The organism is Roseivirga sp. AWQ4_251 (assembly GCF_056158225.1).
In genome coordinates this window covers 2,779,526-2,799,256 of sequence record NZ_JBSWSW010000001.1, presented here as the reverse complement: position 1 = coordinate 2,799,256, position 19,731 = coordinate 2,779,526, and the positions used below count along the sequence as shown (strand labels likewise).

Below are 19,731 nucleotides of genomic sequence, written 5' to 3'. Positions count from 1 at the left end.
TTTTTAAAGACCTTTTCTTCAGCCCGTATGAAAATAAAAAGAATAGCAAGAGATAATACAATGGATCACTGTAATCTCTCCCGATAGAAGAAGCACAATGATATAATAGATTTACCAGTATAAATAAGAATTTTGCAATAACGAAGCAATTGTGCGTTTAATTAAGGATTTCTCTATCATTCGCAATATCACCACAATCAGAATCTCATATGAGTAATCAGTTATAGAAAGCATATAGAGTTCTACTTAATAGAGAACTCTATACTTAATGGTATGAGGTATTTGCTTCAATACCTTATTTAAATCTTTGCTGTATTGTTTGTTGATGTCGGTAATTACATAACCAACCGTTTCATTTGTTTTTAAATATTGCCCCACAATGTTGGCGTCATATTCGGCTAAAACTTGATTGATTTTGGCAAGTACACCTGGCTTGTTTTTGTGAATATGAATTAGCCTGTGCGCATTTTTCAACGGAGGCAAAGTAATGTTGGGGAAGTTCACGCTGTTTTCAGTATTCCCTGTGTTGATGTAATCAATGATTTTACGAGGTACAAAGTCAGCGATATTTTCTTGAGCTTCTAAAGTGCTACCACCAATATGAGGTGTTAAAATAGTGTTCGGCAAGCCCGTTAATTCAGATTCGAACGGATCATTGTTGCTTTTCGGCTCTTCGGGGAAAACATCTACTCCAGCACCCATAATTTTTCCTGAAGAAATAGCTTCTTTCAAAGCTGGAACATCAACAACAGGCCCTCTAGAAAGATTTAGGAAAACCACTCCATCTTTCATTTGATTGAAATGTTCTGCGGTAAAGAAACCTGTGTTTTCTGGCCTTCCGTCAATGTGAAGTGTTACTACATCGGCAATGTTCAACAACTCTTCAATCGAATCGCATTTTTTGGCATTTCCTAATGCCAATCTTTCAACCAAATCGTAATAGTATACTTCCATGCCCAAGTTTTCAGCCAAAACAGAAAGTTGGGCTCCAATATTGCCGTAGCCAATAATGCCCAGTTTTTTACCTCTGATTTCGAAACTATTCTTAGCGGTTTTCGACCAAATGCCTTTGTGCATATCTGCGTTCTTATCAGGAATCCCGCGCATCAGCATAATGATTTCAGCAATGGCTAACTCTACTACTGAACGCGTGTTGCTGAAAGGGGCGTTGAAAACGGTAACGCCATGGTCTAGAGCGGCTTGTAGATCGATTTGGTTGGTGCCAATACAAAAGGCTCCAATCGACATGAGTTTGTCGGCCTCTTGAAAAACTTTAGCGGTAACTTGAGTTTTGGAGCGAATGCCCAACACGTGAATTCCTTTGATTTTCTCGCAAAGCTCATCTTCGTCTAAGCCTGCCGGGTAACTTTCAACGCTAAACCCTTCTTCTCGAAGTTTGGAAAGCGCATTTGGATGCACGTTTTCCAATAACAACATTTTGATTCTATTTTTAGGGTAGGATAAGGCTCCGCTCATTTTTTTATGGAATAAGATTTCGTCAAAACTAGGTGCTATGTGATCGGCATTTTTCTTTACAGGGTCACGTTCTACGTTTTCAGTATATGCGTAAAAGTTGTTCGCCAAACCTGCTTTTCGTACTTCATAATCGGTATAGCCATCGCCAATCATGTTGATTTGGCCATCCAGTTTTAGGGATTCAATTTGTTTTACTTTACCTCCGTTGCTGCTCAGTACATTTTCTTTATTCAGGTCGATGATGTTTCCTTGCTCATCAAAAACCATATCATTGGCAAAGACATGCTCTGGTTTAATGCCTAATCGGGTAACTACCGGAATTATGAATTCTTTAAATCCATTGGAAATGATGTAAGTGTTTTCGGCATTTTCCTGAAAGAAGGCTTGGTTTCTTTCGATAGAATTGGAAACGAGTTTGGAAAGTCTACGGATTAGTTCAGGCAGGTGCGACTTGTTCCCGTTCAACAGTTTAATTCGCTCAATAATAGATTCACGGAGCGACATTTCTCCGGCCATTCCTAGATCGGTAATGTCTTTGATTTTCTGAATTCTTTCTTCCTTTTCAGGGTGCCCATTTAAGGCAATTTCACCTAAAATATCCAAAGCTTCTACCTTGGTAAAGGTGCTGTCGAAATCGATAACGAAATACTGTTTTTCCTGCTCGCTGATTGTCATAGACTATTTTTCTCTGATAAAGAGTGCGCTGCATTGTTTGCCAAAGACCCCAGCAACTCCTGCGGCCAATCCCCCAATTATTCCCGTAACGAGAATAAGTAGAAAAACATTTCCCTCTAGAAAAAGAAGGTCAGCTATTTTGGAAGATAACACGTAGTCGTTCGCGTTGGTCAAAAGCCATGCATCTAAAGCCCAAAGTACGGTGATCGCTAGAAATGGAACAAAGAACACCGAAGCCTTTTTGAGGCTAACGATTGCACCCGTTACAAATGCTGCCAACATTATTGACCACCATGGCAAAACAAGACTGAACAAAACGGCCAAAATAATGGTGAGAATAAAATTTATTAGCTTTTTCATTCTTGGTTTGGAGTTAAAGTTTGGGTGAAAAGAATTCTGTCAGAGGCTTGATCGGCTGAAAGCATATAAAGAAGCTGAACATATTCTCCAGCAGCCCAGGTATCAATCATGTCGTCATAAAATTTGCTGCCTGGATTTCCCGATTGCCCACCCGGATAAACTCCAAGAGCAGTAGGCGTGTCACCCAGTTCCACAATCATTCGCCAAGAGGGCCCATGATTTTTACTAGTAGCGTTTACAATGCCACTATTTCCGCCTATTGGTATATCGAAGCGAGAAAATGCAGGCAAAGCTTGAAGCAAATGACCAACATAAGTGCCTTTGTAGTCGCTCCAATCCAGTGATTTGCCTGTTCTCTCTTGCCATGTATTGAGTGAACTTACCGCTTCTTTAAAAGCCATTTTGTAAAGCTCTTTGGCTGTTTCTATTTCGGGAGTTTTTTTAAAGTCCATCCATGGGTGGTTGGGTTCATGTTTTAGAAGCCAAATCGTTTGATATGAATCTGGCCTGTGTATGGCTACTGAATCGATGTAGAGTTCGTCCCAAATCATGGGGTAAAGCTTGTTCCACCAACCTTCCCAGATTGTGGCACCAATGGCGTCAGTATTATTGTAGAAATCCCAGTTTTCAATTTCTACCAGCATTTTTTGCTCTTCAACAGTCAAGCTTGACCTGTCCATACTATCGAGCATGGTTGGGATCAATTCGGCCGCTTTTAAATTGAAGTTGTTGTTATGCAAGTCTTTGAAGTCTTGAACACCAAACTTTTCCTTACTTCTGAAAAAGTTGTTGATCACACGGTTTCTGTAAGCTTCATAACCATCATCATAAACGTAATACGGGTATTTTTCATCAGTTGGGTGCTGATTGGCAGAGCTCACAAAACCTCTTTCAGGATTTTTTACATGGGCATTTTGTTCTTGCGGAATGTAACCTTGCCATTCATATCGCGAGTTGGAGCCATCCATAAGGAATTTGCCTTGCTCAGGCCATTTGTTCGGGAATTTGCCTTGAATCCACATGGCAATATCACCTTCATTGCTTGCAAAAATAAAGTTCTGGGCAGGAGCGGTGAAATGCTTTAGTGCATTGGTGTATTCGGTATAGTTTCTGGCTTTATTTAGCTCTATAAAGGTCTGTTGATTGTTACTGGGTATGTGGCCTGTCCATTTCATGGCGTAGCCAATCTTGTCGCCTTCGCCTAAAAAGCTTTTATCGTAAGAAACAGGGCCATAATGTGTGTAAGCTACGGTATCATAAAAAGTGTTTTCACCTCTTACTTTAATTTCCTCAACTCTCATTGTGGTTTTCATCCATTTTCCATCATATAAATAAGCTTCTCGCTTTTCATCTTGAAACTGGATTTTGTACCAATCTTTTACATCTCTAGTGGCATTGGTCACACCCCAAGCCACATTTTTATTGAAACCTATAATGATACCAAGAGCGCCCGGAAGTGTTGCTCCAAAAGTGTTTTTTTCTGGTGTGGCAAGCTGCATAACATACCAAATGGAAGGCAAGTTGAGCTGAAGGTGTGGGTCGTTGGCTAAAATGGGTTTTCCTGTGGTCGACTTTTCTGGTCCAACGGCCCAGTTGTTACTGCCATTTTGAGGATGTGGTTTCTCCATGGTGTTTTTAATAAAGTCCATAGGATAGTCTTCTACTGGCTTTTCTACCTTCTGAACATCAAAATCACTCCAATCTCTTTCTCTTGGAATGATGGGATCTTGATCTTCATAAAAGTCGGGATAGAGTAAATCGAAGGTCTCTCTGCCAAAGAGTTTTATGAAATTAGTGTTTTCCAAATCTGCATCTCTTCCCGCAAGCATATCGGTCATATACATGAGCAAAAGCGCAGTTTTCTGCAAAGTCCAAGGTTCTGGCTTATAGTTTAAAAGTTTGTATTCTAAAGGCAAATCAGCTGAAGACAAGCTTTCGATGTAAGCGTTTACTCCATCTCGATAGGCTTCGAGCAATTCAAGCTGATCAGCATTTTTTGACATTTCTTTTACGGCATTTTCAGCCCCGAACAACATGCCTTTTCTCCTTTGTTCTCTATCATAGTTTAAGGCTTGGCTCCCTATTACTTCTGATATCCTGCCTGCTGAAGCATGGGTTTGAAATTCCATTTGCCAAAGCCTATGCTTTGCCGTGATGTAGCCTTGAGTTCTATATAAATCAGGGTCGTTTTGGGCGAACACATGAGGAATCAGGTGATCGTCATAAGAAACACTGACAGATTGCTGAAGTCCTGGGATTTCAAGTGTCGAAGTAGGGTTTGAAGATTCTGTGTTTTCGTTTTGCCAGAAGCCATGAAATGGATCCAAGAACTTCCCCATAGGTGGAATGCTTCCGAATTTGGTGTTCAATCCGTAGAAAACGACCGCTACGAATATTAAACTGATGAAAAACTTAAAAACTTTCATAATCAGAGAAAAGATTGAGCAATGGGTAACAGCGTTTAAAGTAATAATTTAATTGCGATAACCCTTTGTACGATGTGGTTTAACTTTTCAAAAATCAAGAACTGGGTTTCGGATAAGATTTTCTTCTATACGAACAAGAATGTGTAAATAATAGTAGTTGAAAAACGAATTATGCCTAAACCAAAAAACATTATACCTTTGCCGAAACCTTAAAATCGTGCAAATTCCTCCTGAAATTTCTGAGAAAGCCAAAAAGATCAAAGCTATTATTTTTGATGTTGATGGTGTACTTACCGATGGCAAGATCATTTATGATAACAACGGAATGGAGTACAAGGAATTTAATGTGAAAGATGGTCAAATCATTCAGCACTTGAGATTTAACGATATCTTAACAGGTGTGATTACAGGTAGGGATTCTCAGGTTGTTCGCAACCGATGTAAGGAACTTAAATTGGATTTTCACCACCATGGTATTAAAGATAAAGGTGAAAAATTTGAAGAGGTTTTGCTTGCACAAGGCCTTGAAAAAGAACAAGTAGCCTATATTGGAGATGATATTAATGATTTGCCAATTCTAACCCAATGTGGCTTGAGCGCTACTCCTGCCGATGGGCATTATAAGGTTAAGGAAAATGTAGACCTTGTCCTTAATGTTAAGGGAGGCTATGGCGCCTTAAGAGAATTGGCCGATATGGTGCTTGAAGCACAAGACTTATACAGACTTATTGTTGGACGATATATAAATGATGAATAAATTTGAAAAGGGATTCAGCCTAAGAGAGGGAGTTGATGTTGGTTCTGGCAACATGGTGCTGTTTTCCGGCCCCTGTGCTGTAGAGAGCTACGATATTTGCGCCCACATAGCTGAATCTTTGAAGAATGCCACATCTAAACTAGGCATTCACTACGTTTTTAAAGCATCTTTTGACAAAGCCAATAGAACCTCTTCTGATTCATTCAGATCAGTGGGTTTTGAAGAAGCTTTAGGCGTATTAGACAAGATCAAGAAGGAATTTGACGTTCCTGTGGTCACCGATATTCACGAATCTTATCAAGCCGCTCCTGTGAGCGAGGTGGCGGAAGCGTTGCAAATTCCCGCTTATCTATGTCGTCAAACCGATCTTCTTTTGGCTGCAGGAAATACAGGAAGAGCAGTAAAAATCAAAAGAGGACAATTTATGGCTCCCGAAGATATGGCCTACGCTGTTAACAAAGTAAAGTCTACCGGAAACGATAAAGTAATGCTAACCGAAAGAGGTGTTTCATTTGGCTATCATAATTTGGTTGTGGATATGAGATCTCTACCCGTTATGAGGCAATTTGCTCCAGTGATTTTTGATGTTACACATAGCGTTCAACAACCAGGCGGTATGTCGGGCAAATCTGGAGGCCAAAAAGAATTTGCTCCATTCTTAGCCAGAGCAGCTGCGGCTGCCGGTGTAGATGGCTTCTTTATAGAAACGCACCCAGATCCCTCAAAGGCCTTAAGTGATGGCCCAAATATGATTCCTTTAGATAAAATGTCAGGATTTCTTTCTATGTTAAAAGAAGGTTTTGAATATGGAAACCGCTCATCAAACGAAGTTTAGTTTTTTATTGACCAATAGCCTCTGAATTCATGATCAAAAAGCTCTTCGCATTTATAGTCCTAATCATCTTGGTTTCCTCGTGTATTCCTAATGAGAAGGTTATTTATATTCAGAACAAGGATGATTTAGACGAATTGGGGTTAGATACCTTGATTGTTACCCCTCGTGAAGAATACGAATTACAACCAAGAGATATTCTCAGCATTACTTTTTTCTCAAGTGTAGAAGAGGCCGTAGAGCCTTACCGTCAAGTTACTAGCGATGTTCAAGTGAACTTGCGTGGTAATCGAGGTGGAGGAAGCTCTGGCGGAAGTATGGGAGGTCTTGGAGGAGGATCGAATAACGGTATAAATGGCCCTACATTCATTATTGATAATAATGGGTTTTTGAATGTCAATACACTTGAGCCCATTCAAACGAAAGGTTTATCTGTGAAAGAGGTGGAAAGCTATCTGGAGGATAAAATTAAGAATGACGTGGGGGTGCTGGATATTGACGTAAACGTGAGTTTAGCAGGTATAAGGTATACTACTATTGGAGAAATTGGAACAGGTCAACAGGTTATTGCGGGGAGTGAAGCCAATATATTGGAAGCAATTGCTGCTGCTGGAGATCTTACTATTACGGCAGATAGACAGCATATTCAAATTATAAGAACCTATCCTGACGGTGTTAAAATTCACGAAGTAGACATTACCAAAAGAAATATTTTGCAGTCTAAATTCTTTTATGTCAAACCTGGAGATATAATTTATGCGCCTCCATTGAAAATCAGAGAAGTTGGCACTGGAGATAACTTCACTTCTCAACTAGGGACAATCGTTTCTGTACTTACCAGTTTCCTCTTTATAATTAGCATTGTTAAAAATTAAGGTATGAGTGATTTTGAGATGTTCGATGAATTTGAATCCTCGGGAGGTAACTCAGGATCTTCAATAGACTTTAAAGAGCTAATTAATAAATATATAAGGTTTTGGCCGCTTTTTTTAATTAGTACTGCCATACTGCTTTTGTCAGTTTTTATTTATCATAGGTATACTACCGAAAGATTTAGAGTTTCTGGTTCTGTACTTATTCCGGAGACCAACCCAGAAATTGATCAGAGTATATTTACCCAATTCGACTTCGATTTTAAATCGAGTTTTCTGAATGAGATTGAGGTTCTTGGCTCTGAGCAAATGAGTAGATTGGCTCTTGAGAATCTAGACTTCGATATTTCGTACTTTTCAAAAGGCAGAATTAAGACCATTCAGGAATATCATAGCCTACCGTTTTTCATAGAAGTTGATTCAACTAGTAATATTCCATTTGGAAAGGAGATTAGGATCGACTTTGAAGAAGGAAATAGATTCCATGTTGGGTATTCATCATTAGAGTCATTCGATGATCTTCCTCTGAGCTTACCTGGTCGATGGATCGATTTAGACGGATATAGATTTAGGTTGAGAATGGAGAAAGCCGTCAGTTTGGCAAGTCAATCTTATTTCTTTGTTCACAATAGCATTGAAACTCTATTGAATCGTTTTCATGGTTCTCTTAGTGTTACCTACAAGAGAGAATTCACATCGATTGCCTCCATGACACTCACTTGTGAAGTTCCATCACAGGGTGAAAAGTTTTTGAAGGAACTGATCCATGTCTACCAAGAAAAGGAGCTTGAAAGAAAAAACCTGAAGGCTGAAAAAACGATAGTTTTTATCGATAATCAATTACTCGGATTAGAAGATACATTAAAGGCCTTGAGGAGCGAAACTTCTAATTTCAGGGTTGATAACCGCTTTTTGGATTTAGGATCGAAAGGTAACGAGCTTTTGGCAAGGCTTACGGAAATGGATCAAAATAAAAGATTGATCGATGCTAAAATTAGCTTCCTAATAGAGAGCCGGGAAAAACTTGAGGATGATAACAATATCGAAAATCTAATCCTGCCATCTGTATTAGATATTGATGATGCGTATTTAAATTCAGTAGTAACTACCTTAAGTACGTTGAATTTAGAGCGAACCGAAAAGTTAAAGAAGCTTAAAGAAACTCACTCGATTGTTCAAGGATTAGATGATCAAATTGATCAATTAAAGAGAACTTTGTTCAATACCATTGATTTAAAAGTGGCCGAGCTGAAGGATGAGTCTGATAATATTGGTAGTGAAATCAGTTTAGCCCAAAATGAATTTAGCAACTATCCAGCCTTGGAGAGAGACTATTTAAAAATTCAACGTGAATTTTCAATTGTAGATGGACTTTATTCATTTCTTCTACAAAAACAATCCGAAGCACTTATTGTAAAGGCATCCAATATTGCTAATTCTGAAGTTGTTGATGTACCGAAAGCACTTCCTAAACCTGTTTTTCCAAAATATGAATTCGATTATGTTTTAGGAGGAATGATAGGCTTTTTCTTGCCTTTGATTTTTATTGTTCTTAGAGAGATCACATACAATAAAGTAGAGACACGTGGCCAAATAGAAAGAATGACCAATATTCCAATAATTGGGACGGTGGGGCATAAGGAGATATCTTCCAATTTGGCTGTCTTTGAAAGACCAAAGTCTGCTATTTCTGAAACATTTCGATCGCTTAGGGTATCATTAAACTATTTTAAAAAGGAAAAGGATATTCAAACCATCTTATTGACTTCGGGTGTTTCTGGAGAGGGTAAATCTTTTTGTTCGTTGAATTTAGCCTCAATTATGGCCTTGAGTGGAAAGAAAACTGTTCTGGTTGGATTAGACTTGAGAAAACCCAAGCTTTTTGATGATCTAGGATTGAATAATGACTTAGGTATGTCTAACTACCTTGGTGGTTTTGTGGAAATGGAAGATGCAATTTTACCTACGCAGTTTAACAACCTGGATGTAGTGTTGGCAGGGCCCGTACCTCCAAATCCAAGTGAGCTACTTTTGAGTGATAAAATCGATATTTTCTTTAATTATCTCAAAAGCAATTATGATGCAATAATTATTGACACAGCCCCAATTGGAATAGTGTCAGATGCGTTTAACCTTGTGAAATATGCGGACACTACTTTATATGTTGTAAGACATCTTTATACAACGAGAAATTCTTTGAAACCCCTTCAGGAGTATAAGGATAAAGGTTTGCTCCCAAATGTCTCCATCATTCTTAATGACTTTAAAGCCAAAGCGGGCTATGGCTATAATTATGGTTACGGCTACGGCTATGGCTACGGCTATGGCTATACTTATGGTAAGTATGATGGGGGATATTATGAAGAAGAGCAGAAAAGAAAATAATCATTGATTCAATGACTTTTTAGAAATGAAACGAATCCGATTTTTTGTAGGTCAACTCTTAGAAAAGCAGGTGGATGCATCTGGGTTAGGGATTTTCAGAATATTTTATTCTTTAGTCTTGCTATGCGAAGTATTACAGCTTTTTTACTTTAAAGAGCTAGTTTTCGATCGTGTCCCTTTTATTGAACCTTATGAAATCGATTTGACTTTTGGACTATTCATTTGGATATGTTCTCTGATTTGTCTTTCACTGGGCCTTTTTACTAGGATTTCTGCAATTATAAACTATCTACTTTCTCTGGTCTTCATATCAACGATTAGCACTTATGAATATCATATGTTTTATATATATATGGGGGTTAATTTCCTTTTGATATTTGTTGGAGTAGGTAAGTCTTTTTCTTTAGACAATATAATTGAGGCTTTTAAACCTACCAGATCTGTTTTTTTAAATAGGGTTTCTGCCTTCGATTATTATATCTTAGTTTTTGTTGGAATAGGTCTAGTTTATTTAGATTCAGTCATTTATCTTGTTTTGGTCTGATAGGAGTTGTGCAAGATGATAGTTTCGATATTTTTTATGTGAAGGCGGTAGCTCGTAACGGAGATGAGTTTTATGGTAGAGAAGCCGTTGTTAAGTCATTTTCTTATAACCCGTTTACACGGCTTATATATTTATTGAACAGGAAAAGGAGAATGGGTGTGCTTGAGGCTTGTTTAATTTCAATTGAAAAAAAAGATCCTTTACTAGATCAGACTTTGGCTAAAAATTTTCAAAGAGTCAGACAGGCTTTTGTCCCTTTTAGAGTATGGGCAATAACAGTTTTTTTTGTTTCACTAATCCTATTACAAATAAATGTGACTTTTAATTCTGATTTGGTGAATTCAGTAAAGAGTCGAATTGGAGTAAAGGACAATTTGATTGAAAGAAAAGCAAGTGTTGTTACAAATAAAGTGGCTGCCTTAAGTAAAGTTTTTTTAGGAGTAACTAGTCATACGGTATTCTTAGACGAGCATTTTGAAGGTTATAATCATGTTACTGCTATAGAGGCAATTTTTCCTGACGGTAGACATATATGGCTTCCATTTATAAACCAACAAGGACATATTGGGGAGTATAATTATTCTTTTGTTTGGGCAAAATGGACATTTCGTATAATGTCTCCCAATGTAAATATGGCGAGGTATGAAAGAGGAATCAAGGATGTAACTACTTTCTGGGCCTTCAAAAATGGGTTTAATTATAAAGAAATTGAATATAATATATACTACAAGGGAGTGACTGTTCCTTTAAAATGGGAGAAAAATTTCCTTAAGAAACAATATGAAGTCGAGTGGACTAAAATTGGTTATGCCTTTTGGAATAAGAATAATTTCGAAATAAATGTAGAAAATATTGAAGAGTTACCTTTTTGAAAAATGCGCATTCTAGTCTCTGGTTATAACGGATTTTTGGCTAAATCACTTAGGAATTTGTTTTCCCCCGAGGACGTAGTTGTTGGTTTAGTAAGGAATATTGAATCTTGCTGTACTGATCTTTTATATAATAGTTTAGATGATCTGTTTCTTAAGGAAGAATCCTTTGACGTAATTTTTCATTTAGCCTCTGTAATACCTTATCCCTCTAGAAAAGTAACAACTGAAGAGATTTTCTTGAATAATGTTGATTTGACTGAGAAATTAATTCGAAGATATAATTCTTCTCGATTTGTATTTGCATCCAGTGTTTCAGTATATGGGAGTCATCACAATGGTATTTTATCTGTTAATTCTAAAGTTAATCCTGAAAATACTTACGCGGATTCCAAATTGTTCGGAGAAGAATTTGTCAAAAAAAATTGTGAGAATTATGTCATACTTCGTTTTTCTTCGATAATCGGACCAAAAATGAAGCCATACTCTTTCATTCCTATAATTATACAAGAAGCAATGGACAAGCAGAAAATTGTTCTTTTTGGAGATGGAAGTAGAAAACAAAATTATATTGATGTAAGAGACGCTGCCCGGATGTTGTTCTACTTGGGGTTGTCATCAAATATAGTTTCTACAGAACTTGGAGTTGGTACTACTTCATATTCCAATTTGGAAGTAGCGAATATAGTGGCTAAACAGACAGGAGCCTGTATTAATTTCTTTGGTAACGATGAATCAAGTTCTTTCATTTTTGAACCATCACATGGTTTAAAGCAACTGGGTTTTAAATATTACTTTAATTTAGAAAGGACTATTAAAGATATTATTGAATAATGAAAAGGGTACTTGTAACTGGTATTGGAGGTGTGGTTGGTCAAGGTATATTACGGAACATTCGGTCATTTGACCGGGATATAAGACTTTTTGGAACCAATGTTGAAAAGGTTTCGGCAGGAAACCATTTATGTGAAGAGGTTTTTCAAGTTCCTTATGCCTATGAACAAGATTATGTTCAGGTGATGGCACAAATATGTAAAGAAAAATCGGTTGATCTAATTATTCCTAGTACTGATTATGAGGCCTATTATTTAGGCTTAAATCAACATGAGATAAATTGCGAAATCGCTGTTTCTCATTCTAATGCAACTAAGGTTTCCTTAGATAAATTCGAGAACTTTAAATCATTTTTATCTGCGAATATTCCATTTGCGAAATCAATTTTGCCGTCAAATTATAATGGTGAATTTGAAAGATGTATAGTTAAACCTAGAGAAGGTAGAGGAAGTAGGGGAATAGTTTTATTCCCTAAAGACCCAAAGGTTTTTTCTGATGAAAATGTAGTTCAGGAATACCTTGATGGACCCGAATTGACCAGTACTTTTTATGTAAAAAAGAACAGGACTATTCATGGTATGATTACCTTTTTGAGAGAACTCGATCAGGGCAATACATCTATGGCCGAGGTAGTTTTTGACTATGACGAAAAGTTAATGAAAATATTCACGCTAATGGTAGAACATTTGGATTATAGGGGGTCTATCAATGTACAGTCACGTATAGTTAATGGAGAGATTGTTCCTTTTGAGGTTAACTGTAGAATTTCTGGTACTAACTCTTTAAGATCTCAATTCGGTTTCCCCGATGTAGAATTTACTTTACTTGAGAATTTATACAACGAGGAATTACCACAGCCTAGGATAACTAAAGGAGTTGGTTTAAGGGTTATTAAGGATATTATTTACCCTAATATTAGCACTGAGGAAATTAGAAACAGTCAGGATAACTTTTATATTTATTAAATGACAAAGGCAGTTTTCTTTGATGTTGCAAACACTTTGCTGCATAAACCTAGGTTCTTTCCTATTCTTACTAATGTTTTAGAAAACAACGGAATAGAAGTTCCAATGTCAGTGCTAATGGAGAAACACCAACTTATTTCTGAGATAATTCTTTTTCCAGATGTAACTTCAGAAGAGTTTTACAGGGAATTTAATCGATATTACTTGATGGCTATTGGGGTAAATCCCGATCCTAGTCTTCTAGATCAGATCTTTAATCAATGCAAATATCTTCCTTGGGAAAAATTTTCTGATCTTGAGGTTTTAGAAGAGATTGATTTGCCTATTGGAATAATTTCTAATTGGAATTCAGGGTTAGTTTCAAAATTGACAGAAAACTTTCCGAAAATATGTTTTGATTGGATACTTGGCTCCGAGGATAAAAGGCTCAGGAAACCAAGTATTGAGTTTTACCAGATGATGATAGATGAATCCGGTTTTCTACCTTCGGAGATTCTATATGTCGGAGATTCTATTAAGTTAGATATTTTGCCTTCTCAACAATTGGGAATAAACTCAGTACTTATTGACAGAGAAAATACCTATCCTTATTCAAACTTGAAACGAATTAATTCAATGAGGTCAATAATCAGTATGGTATGAAAAGGGTAGCGATAATTGGATCCGGTGATTTAGGCCAGCAGATTTTACATATCATTAAGAGTATATCTTCATTGGAACCTATTGGCTTTTTTGATGACTATGAAAAGAAAGGATCCTATAAATCTGAAATGCCAATACTGGGAGATATTAAAGAGGTAGCTTTATCCTTTAAAAGAAATGTTTTTGATGAATTAATCATAGGGGTTGGGTATAAACATTTAGAATTTAGAGCTGAATTATTTGATAGGTATTTTGGTGATATACCATTTGCAAGGGTTGTCCACTCATCATGTTTCATTGATCCATCTGTCAAAGTTGGTGAAGGGTGTGTAATTTATCCCGGTTGTATAGTTGATCAGGGATCGGAAATTGAACATAATGTACTTCTGAATGTTGGGTGCACTATCGCTCATCACACACGAATTCAATCTCATTGTTTTTTATCACCACGGGTGGCTTTGGCAGGTTTTATAAATATTGGACCCAAGGTTAATTTGGGGATTAATACAACCGTAATTGACAACATTAGTATATGTTCCGGTGTAAGAACTGGTGGAGGAGCAGTGGTAGTCAAAAATATTGAAAAGCCAGGCCTATACTTAGGGGTTCCTGCCAAGCTAATCAAATCATAATCAATTCTAGTATATATGATTCCTTTTAATAAACCTTATTTATCAGGTAAGGAAACAAGTTATATAGAAGAAGCAGTGAAATCTGGGAAGATTTCCGGAAATGGCTTCTTTACCAAGGAGTGTCAATCTTTTTTTGAGCAGAAGTATCATTTTAAAAAATGTTTACTTACAACTTCTTGTACAGATGCGTTAGAAATGGCTGCGATATTGCTAAATATTCAATCTGGAGATGAGGTGATATTACCATCTTACACTTTTGTGTCGACTGCAAATGCTTTCGTTTTAAGGGGCGCTAAACTAGTTTTTGCCGATTCTAGGAGGGATCATCCAGGTATTGACGAGGCTCAAATAGAATCTTTAATCACCAGAAAAACCAAAGCAATAGTAGTAGTACATTATGCGGGAGTTGCTTGTGATATGGACACAATCATGGCCATTGCTAATAAACATAATGTGTATGTTGTAGAAGATGCAGCACAGGCTATAGATAGTTATTATAAGGGAAAACCTTTAGGTGGAATTGGTCATCTGTCAGCCTTTTCTTTTCATGAAACAAAGAATATTATTTCTGGAGAGGGCGGAATGCTAGTGATAAATGATGAGCGATTTGTAGAACGAGCTGAAATAATTTGGGAAAAAGGAACAAATAGAAGTGCTTTTTTTAGGGGGGATGTAGATAAATATGGCTGGGTGGATATAGGCTCATCCTTTCTACCTTCAGAAGTTATCGCTGCTTTTTTATTCGCTCAGCTAGAACAAATGGATGATATCCAATCTAAGCGCAAATATATATGGGACTATTATAGAGCTGCTTTAGTAGAGAAAGCAAAGGATTTAGGGGTTCAGCTTCCTGTGGTTCCTGAATACGCCACCAATAATGCTCATATGTTTTATTTAGTGGCCGATAAAATAGAAATAAGAGAACAACTACTGGCTCAAATGAGAGAACGGGGTGTTCATCCAGTTTTTCACTATTTATCCTTACACAAAAGTCCTTTTTATCACGAAAAGCACGATCAACGAAAACTACCGAATTCTGACCATTACACTGATTGCTTATTCAGGCTTCCTTTGTTTTATGAATTGAACGATCAAATGCTCTCAAAGGTCGTTGAGGCAATTAATTGAGTATGGTAAAACTTAGAGAACTTGTTTTTAAAGGAGTATTCTGGTCTTTTGTTAACCAAATAGGTATTCAGGTTTTACAGCTTGCTACTATGGCTATTCTGGCCAGGTTGCTTATTCCAGAAGATTTCGGTCTTATGGCCATGGTTACTATTGCTACAGGTTTTATCAATATTATTAGAGATTTTGGGATAGGGGCATCATTAGTCCAAAAAAAGGAAGTTAATGATGATGAGTATAGTACCGTTTTTTGGTTAAATCTAGGGATTGGGTTTGCTCTGACTTTATGTGTCTATTTGCTAGCGCAACCGATAGCCGCTTTTTTTGAAGATGATAGACTAAAAGGACTCATGGAGTTTGTATCATTTTCCTTTTTTCTAAATTCCTTGGGGATAGTTTGGGGGAATATTCTATTAAAGAATGTGGACTTCAAACAGATATTTTATAGGAATTTTCTATCCACGTTCTTATCAAGTGTAGTAGCTGTTTTTATGGCCCTTAAAGGGTATGGCTATTGGGCCTTAGTGGTTCAGGTTTATGTTAAAATTATATCTAATCAGTTTTTTAACTTTTTGAGAGTCAGATGGGTGCCCTCTATGGTATTTAAAAGGGCTTTTTTATCCGATGTTTTCAAGTTTAGCCTTCCTCTTTTGGCGGATAAGTCTGTAAATTATTGGATGAGAAATGTAGATAACTTGCTTATCGGGAAATTTCTAGGAAAAAGTGAGCTGGCCTTTTATACCAAGGCTTATTCTTTAATGCTGTTGCCTGTTCGGCAACTTTCAGGGACAATTACAAAAGTCTTATTTCCTTCGTTTTCATTGATTCAAGATGATTTTTCAAGAATGGGTTCGGCATATTTGAAAATCTCTAGGGTCATTGCTTTTGTTTCTTTCCCAGTAATGTTTTTGTTGGCCATTAAAGCAGATGTTTTTGTGATGATAGTTTATGGAGATCAATGGAAGCCAGTGATTCCGATATTCAGGGTGCTGAGTATTTTAGGAATGTTTCAGGCTATTGGTACACTTAGCGGTAATATTTATTTAGCCCAAGGCAAAACTATGCTGATGTTTAAAGTAGGTATTTTTTCCAGGCTACTCATGATAATGGGAATAGTGATAGGCTTATGGCTTGGAGGTCTTATGGGGATGGTTTATGGCTATTGTATTTCTTCTTTCATAGCCTTTATTCCGGAATTATTTTTTACAGGGAAAATTATAGAATTGAAACTTTGGTCTATTGTAAAAAATTTTATCCCTTACTTTTTCGTAGCATTGGTGTGTTCTGTGCCAGTCAATTTTATTGAACTTTCTTTACCTTCATGGATTGAATTTTTGATTTCAGCTCTGGCCTTTGCAATCATTTATTTGCTTGCTTGTAAGTTTTTTAAGTTAGCTGCTTTTATTGATTTGTTTGATTTAATTAAAAAGAGGAAGTTGAAATGAATCTCCATTTATTTACAGATAGTGTATTTGTTGATAAAATCATACCGAAGTGTGAAAAATATGGAGAGGACAATCTATATATAGTGTTTTCTCCTTCAATAAAATTGGTGAAGAATACTTCCATTTACCACTTTAAGTCATACTCGGAGTTTAAACAAAGTAATATTGATGTTGATAAGGTCAAGAGGATTTTTGTTCACTATTTGGGTGGATATGCTGTGGACTTTATTCTGGACAACCCCAAATTGGGGACTTATTTTTGGTTTTTTTGGGGAGCTGATGGATATTCGTTGAAAGGCTTAAGAGAAAATGTTCTGTTGCCTAAAACCCAAAAATATGCAAATGAAGCCAGTTCAGTTTTTTCTAAATATCGAAGGAAGTTGATCCGTTTGATAAAGCAAATGGATTCAAGGAAAAAAAGAGCGCTAAAACATATCGATTATTGTTGTACCTGGGTGCATGGAGACTATGAACTAATTCAAGGTACTATACCATCCAAATTGAAATTCCATTTTTTTTCTTACTTATCGGCAATTGAGCTTTTTAGAAGTGATGTAGTGAGTTCAGACATTAATTATGGTAATTTAAGTATAATGGCAGGTAACTCACTGAACGCTACGAATAATCATTTTGAATTAGTCGATTATATTCAATCTTCTTTTATTAATGTAAGAAAGGTGGTAATGCCTGTTTCTTATTCTGGGACAGAGACTTATAAGTCGCAGATTAAGCAGTATGTGGCAAAGAGCCATCTGCCGGTGGAATACTTAGAGTTTTTTATACCGATTAATGAATATTTAGATATTATAAAGAGTTGTGATATCATTGTGTTCTTTCATTTGAGGCAACAAGCGGCTAATAACTCACTATCGGTTTTGTGGATGGGTAAATTAATGGTGATGCATCCCGACAGTACTTTATTTAGATTTTTGAGAGAACAGGGCTTGAGTGTGATTTCATATACGGAACTTAATTGCGTTAATGATCTTAAAAGATTTGATCAACACTTCCATGATCGGAAAGAAAGAAACAGAGCTATTTTGAACACTCTATTTAGTGAAGGAGAAATTGAGAAAATGTATACGTTCTTGTTTACTCATGAATAATGCCTTATGTCAAAGCTTATAAAGAGATTAAGTAATTTTCTTAACAACCAGAATAATCTTGGAAACAATAAATGTGACTCAACTAATTTGGCTAAAGGGCTGACTCTTGTGGGAAACGTTAGGATTGGGAAGAATAATGTTTTAAAGCACTTAGAGATTTACGGTAAGGTAAACATTGGATCTTTTAATACTATCAATGGCCCTAATACCAGCATACTTTCAAAAATCAACCCGATTACAATTGGTAATTATTGCTCAATAGCAAAGGGTGTACTAATTCAAGAATATAATCATCCTATAAATAGGCCCTCTACATATTTTATTAACAAACATATTCTTAAATCAGACCATAAGGAAGAATTAATAAGTAAAGGAAGTGTTGAAATAGGCAATGACGTTTGGATAGGTGCTTATGCGGTTTTACTTTCTGGAATAAAGGTAGGAAACGGAGCCATTATTGGAGCTGGTAGCATTGTTACAAAAGATGTTCCTCCCTATTCTATTGTTGGGGGCAACCCCGCCAAAGTCATTAAGTACAGATTTGATAATGTGATCATTGAAAAGCTTAATGAGTTAAAGTGGTGGGATTGGGATAAAGACAAGGTTTTAGCAAATGCTGATTTTTTTAACTCGTCAGTAACATTGGATTCCCTTAAGAATGTCAGATAAAGAAAAAATATTTTTTTTTGTTGTAGGCTCTTTTAAGTCAGGAGGCACTGAGCGCACCGCTTCAAGAATAGGTCTAGAACTGATAAAAAGAGGATACAAGGTTACTTTTTTATTGATTAATGGAGTATTTGATTATGATGATTACGGATTAAGAGAAAACTCCATCATTCTGAGTCCGGAAAAGAAGACCTCGAGGATTGTAAGGTTTTTCATGGTCTATTTCAAACTATTTAAACTAGTCTATAGCCATAGACCTGATAAGCTAATTTCATTTTCATTAGGAATAAACAAGCTTATTTTCTTCCTCTTTTACCCAAAGACTATTTTTAGAATAGAGAGCAATATATTTATATATAAAAGAAAACTTCATCGAAGGTATTTGCAGAAATACATGGCTGTCTTTCCTCATATAAAGAAAATTGTGGTGCCTTCCGAAGGGCTATATCAAGCATGTAAGACTTACTTTGGTAAATCAGGAAAAAAGCTTGTTCAGGTTAATAACCCAATTGATATAGATAAAATAGAACGCGAATGTACGAAAGTTGAGCATGCTGATTTTCTTGATCAACCTTTTATTGTTTCAGCTGGCAGGCTATCCAAAAGCAAGGGGTATGAAGCTTTAATAGACGCTTTTTCACAAAGTGAAATTTCAAAAACCCATCGTTTATTGATTTTGGGAGAAGGAGAATTACAGCAAAAGTTAACTAATCAGATTAATTCTAAGGGCCTCGATTCGAAAATAAAGTTGCTGGGGTTTACTAAAAATCCATATCCTTATTTTAGTAAGGCTTTATACTTTATTCTAAATACAAGTCATGAAAGTTTCGGAAATGTGTTTATAGAATCATTTGCTGCTGGAACTTTAGTGATCAGTAATGATTGTGATTTTGGCCCAAGGCATATTATAGAGCATAAGAAGAATGGTATTCTTTACGATTCATCTAATTTTGAAAATATAGTAGACTCTCTAGACTTTTTTATTGGGAAGCAAGAATTATATAACGAAATGAAGCTAAATGCTTACGCTTCTAGATTTAAATATAGTATTGAGACTATTGTTGATGATTGGTTGAAGAAGATTGCCGAATAGACGAACTTTAGATTCAATAGTGACTAA

The 19,731-nt window shown here is 36.4% G+C and carries 17 protein-coding genes; 14 read left to right on the top strand and 3 right to left on the bottom strand.

The genetic code is table 11. From position 1 onward, the window contains the following. Positions 1 to 246: 246 nt before the first annotated feature. From serA to ACXACJ_RS12175, 3 genes are read right to left on the bottom strand one after another with little or no spacing between them, the layout of a single operon-like run. A complete protein-coding gene (gene serA / locus ACXACJ_RS12185) occupies positions 247 to 2,151 on the bottom strand; it encodes a phosphoglycerate dehydrogenase (protein WP_475134667.1) in 1,905 nt (634 codons plus the stop codon). 3 nt (positions 2,152 to 2,154) lie between these two features. Then, entirely contained in the window at positions 2,155 to 2,511 is a 357-nt protein-coding gene (locus ACXACJ_RS12180) for a hypothetical protein (RefSeq protein WP_475134666.1), read from the bottom strand. Further along, entirely contained in the window at positions 2,508 to 4,937 is a 2,430-nt protein-coding gene (locus ACXACJ_RS12175) for a penicillin acylase family protein (RefSeq protein WP_475134664.1), read from the bottom strand. The genes ACXACJ_RS12180 and ACXACJ_RS12175 overlap by 4 nt, the downstream gene beginning before the upstream one ends. A gap of 217 nt (positions 4,938 to 5,154) precedes the next feature. Between ACXACJ_RS12175 and ACXACJ_RS12170 the strand changes: the two genes are divergently transcribed. The 14 genes from ACXACJ_RS12170 to ACXACJ_RS12105 all read left to right on the top strand — a co-directional run bounded on the left by ACXACJ_RS12170 (position 5,155) and on the right by ACXACJ_RS12105 (position 19,704). Continuing rightward, the gene (locus ACXACJ_RS12170; protein WP_475134663.1) at positions 5,155 to 5,694 is read left to right on the top strand and encodes a KdsC family phosphatase; all 540 of its coding nucleotides are present in this window, start codon (positions 5,155 to 5,157) and stop codon (positions 5,692 to 5,694) included. Beyond that, the gene (gene kdsA, locus ACXACJ_RS12165) at positions 5,687 to 6,529 is read left to right on the top strand and encodes a 3-deoxy-8-phosphooctulonate synthase (RefSeq protein WP_475135088.1); all 843 of its coding nucleotides are present in this window, start codon (positions 5,687 to 5,689) and stop codon (positions 6,527 to 6,529) included. Before ACXACJ_RS12170 ends, kdsA begins: the two co-directional genes overlap by 8 nt. Positions 6,530 to 6,558: 29 nt before the next feature. After that, positions 6,559 to 7,401 (top strand): polysaccharide biosynthesis/export family protein, encoded by an 843-nt coding sequence (locus ACXACJ_RS12160; protein ID WP_475134662.1) that lies wholly within the window; start codon positions 6,559 to 6,561, stop codon positions 7,399 to 7,401. Positions 7,402 to 7,404: 3 nt separating this feature from the next. Then, a complete protein-coding gene (locus ACXACJ_RS12155; protein WP_475134661.1) occupies positions 7,405 to 9,783 on the top strand; it encodes a GumC family protein in 2,379 nt (792 codons plus the stop codon). A 582-nt stretch (positions 9,784 to 10,365) separates the two neighbouring features. Then, positions 10,366 to 11,199, top strand: a complete 834-nt coding sequence (locus ACXACJ_RS12150; protein ID WP_475134660.1) for a hypothetical protein — start codon at positions 10,366 to 10,368, stop codon at positions 11,197 to 11,199. Between the two features lie 3 nt (positions 11,200 to 11,202). Further along, positions 11,203 to 12,030, top strand: coding sequence for an NAD-dependent epimerase/dehydratase family protein (locus ACXACJ_RS12145; protein WP_475134658.1), 828 nt, complete (start codon positions 11,203 to 11,205; stop codon positions 12,028 to 12,030). Beyond that, a complete protein-coding gene (locus ACXACJ_RS12140) occupies positions 12,030 to 12,995 on the top strand; it encodes an ATP-grasp domain-containing protein (protein ID WP_475134657.1) in 966 nt (321 codons plus the stop codon). Before ACXACJ_RS12145 ends, ACXACJ_RS12140 begins: the two co-directional genes overlap by 1 nt. Further along, positions 12,996 to 13,637 carry an HAD family hydrolase gene (locus ACXACJ_RS12135; protein WP_475134656.1) on the top strand — a complete coding sequence of 214 codons (642 nt, stop codon included), beginning with the start codon at positions 12,996 to 12,998 and terminating at the stop codon, positions 13,635 to 13,637. It begins immediately after the preceding gene. Next, entirely contained in the window at positions 13,634 to 14,269 is a 636-nt protein-coding gene (locus ACXACJ_RS12130) for an acetyltransferase (protein WP_475134654.1), read from the top strand. Before ACXACJ_RS12135 ends, ACXACJ_RS12130 begins: the two co-directional genes overlap by 4 nt. Before the next feature lie 15 nt (positions 14,270 to 14,284). Beyond that, positions 14,285 to 15,397, top strand: a complete 1,113-nt coding sequence (gene rffA / locus ACXACJ_RS12125) for a dTDP-4-amino-4,6-dideoxygalactose transaminase (protein WP_475134653.1) — start codon at positions 14,285 to 14,287, stop codon at positions 15,395 to 15,397. 2 nt (positions 15,398 to 15,399) lie between these two features. Then, a complete protein-coding gene (locus tag ACXACJ_RS12120; protein ID WP_475134652.1) occupies positions 15,400 to 16,839 on the top strand; it encodes an MOP flippase family protein in 1,440 nt (479 codons plus the stop codon). Next, positions 16,836 to 17,945, top strand: coding sequence for a TDP-N-acetylfucosamine:lipid II N-acetylfucosaminyltransferase family protein (locus ACXACJ_RS12115; protein ID WP_475134651.1), 1,110 nt, complete (start codon positions 16,836 to 16,838; stop codon positions 17,943 to 17,945). The genes ACXACJ_RS12120 and ACXACJ_RS12115 overlap by 4 nt, the downstream gene beginning before the upstream one ends. Positions 17,946 to 17,951: 6 nt before the next feature. Next, a complete protein-coding gene (locus ACXACJ_RS12110; RefSeq protein ID WP_475134649.1) occupies positions 17,952 to 18,614 on the top strand; it encodes a CatB-related O-acetyltransferase in 663 nt (220 codons plus the stop codon). Then, positions 18,604 to 19,704: a glycosyltransferase gene (locus ACXACJ_RS12105; protein WP_475134648.1), complete on the top strand. Its 1,101-nt coding sequence runs from the start codon at positions 18,604 to 18,606 to the stop codon at positions 19,702 to 19,704. Before ACXACJ_RS12110 ends, ACXACJ_RS12105 begins: the two co-directional genes overlap by 11 nt. Positions 19,705 to 19,731 lie beyond the last annotated feature (27 nt).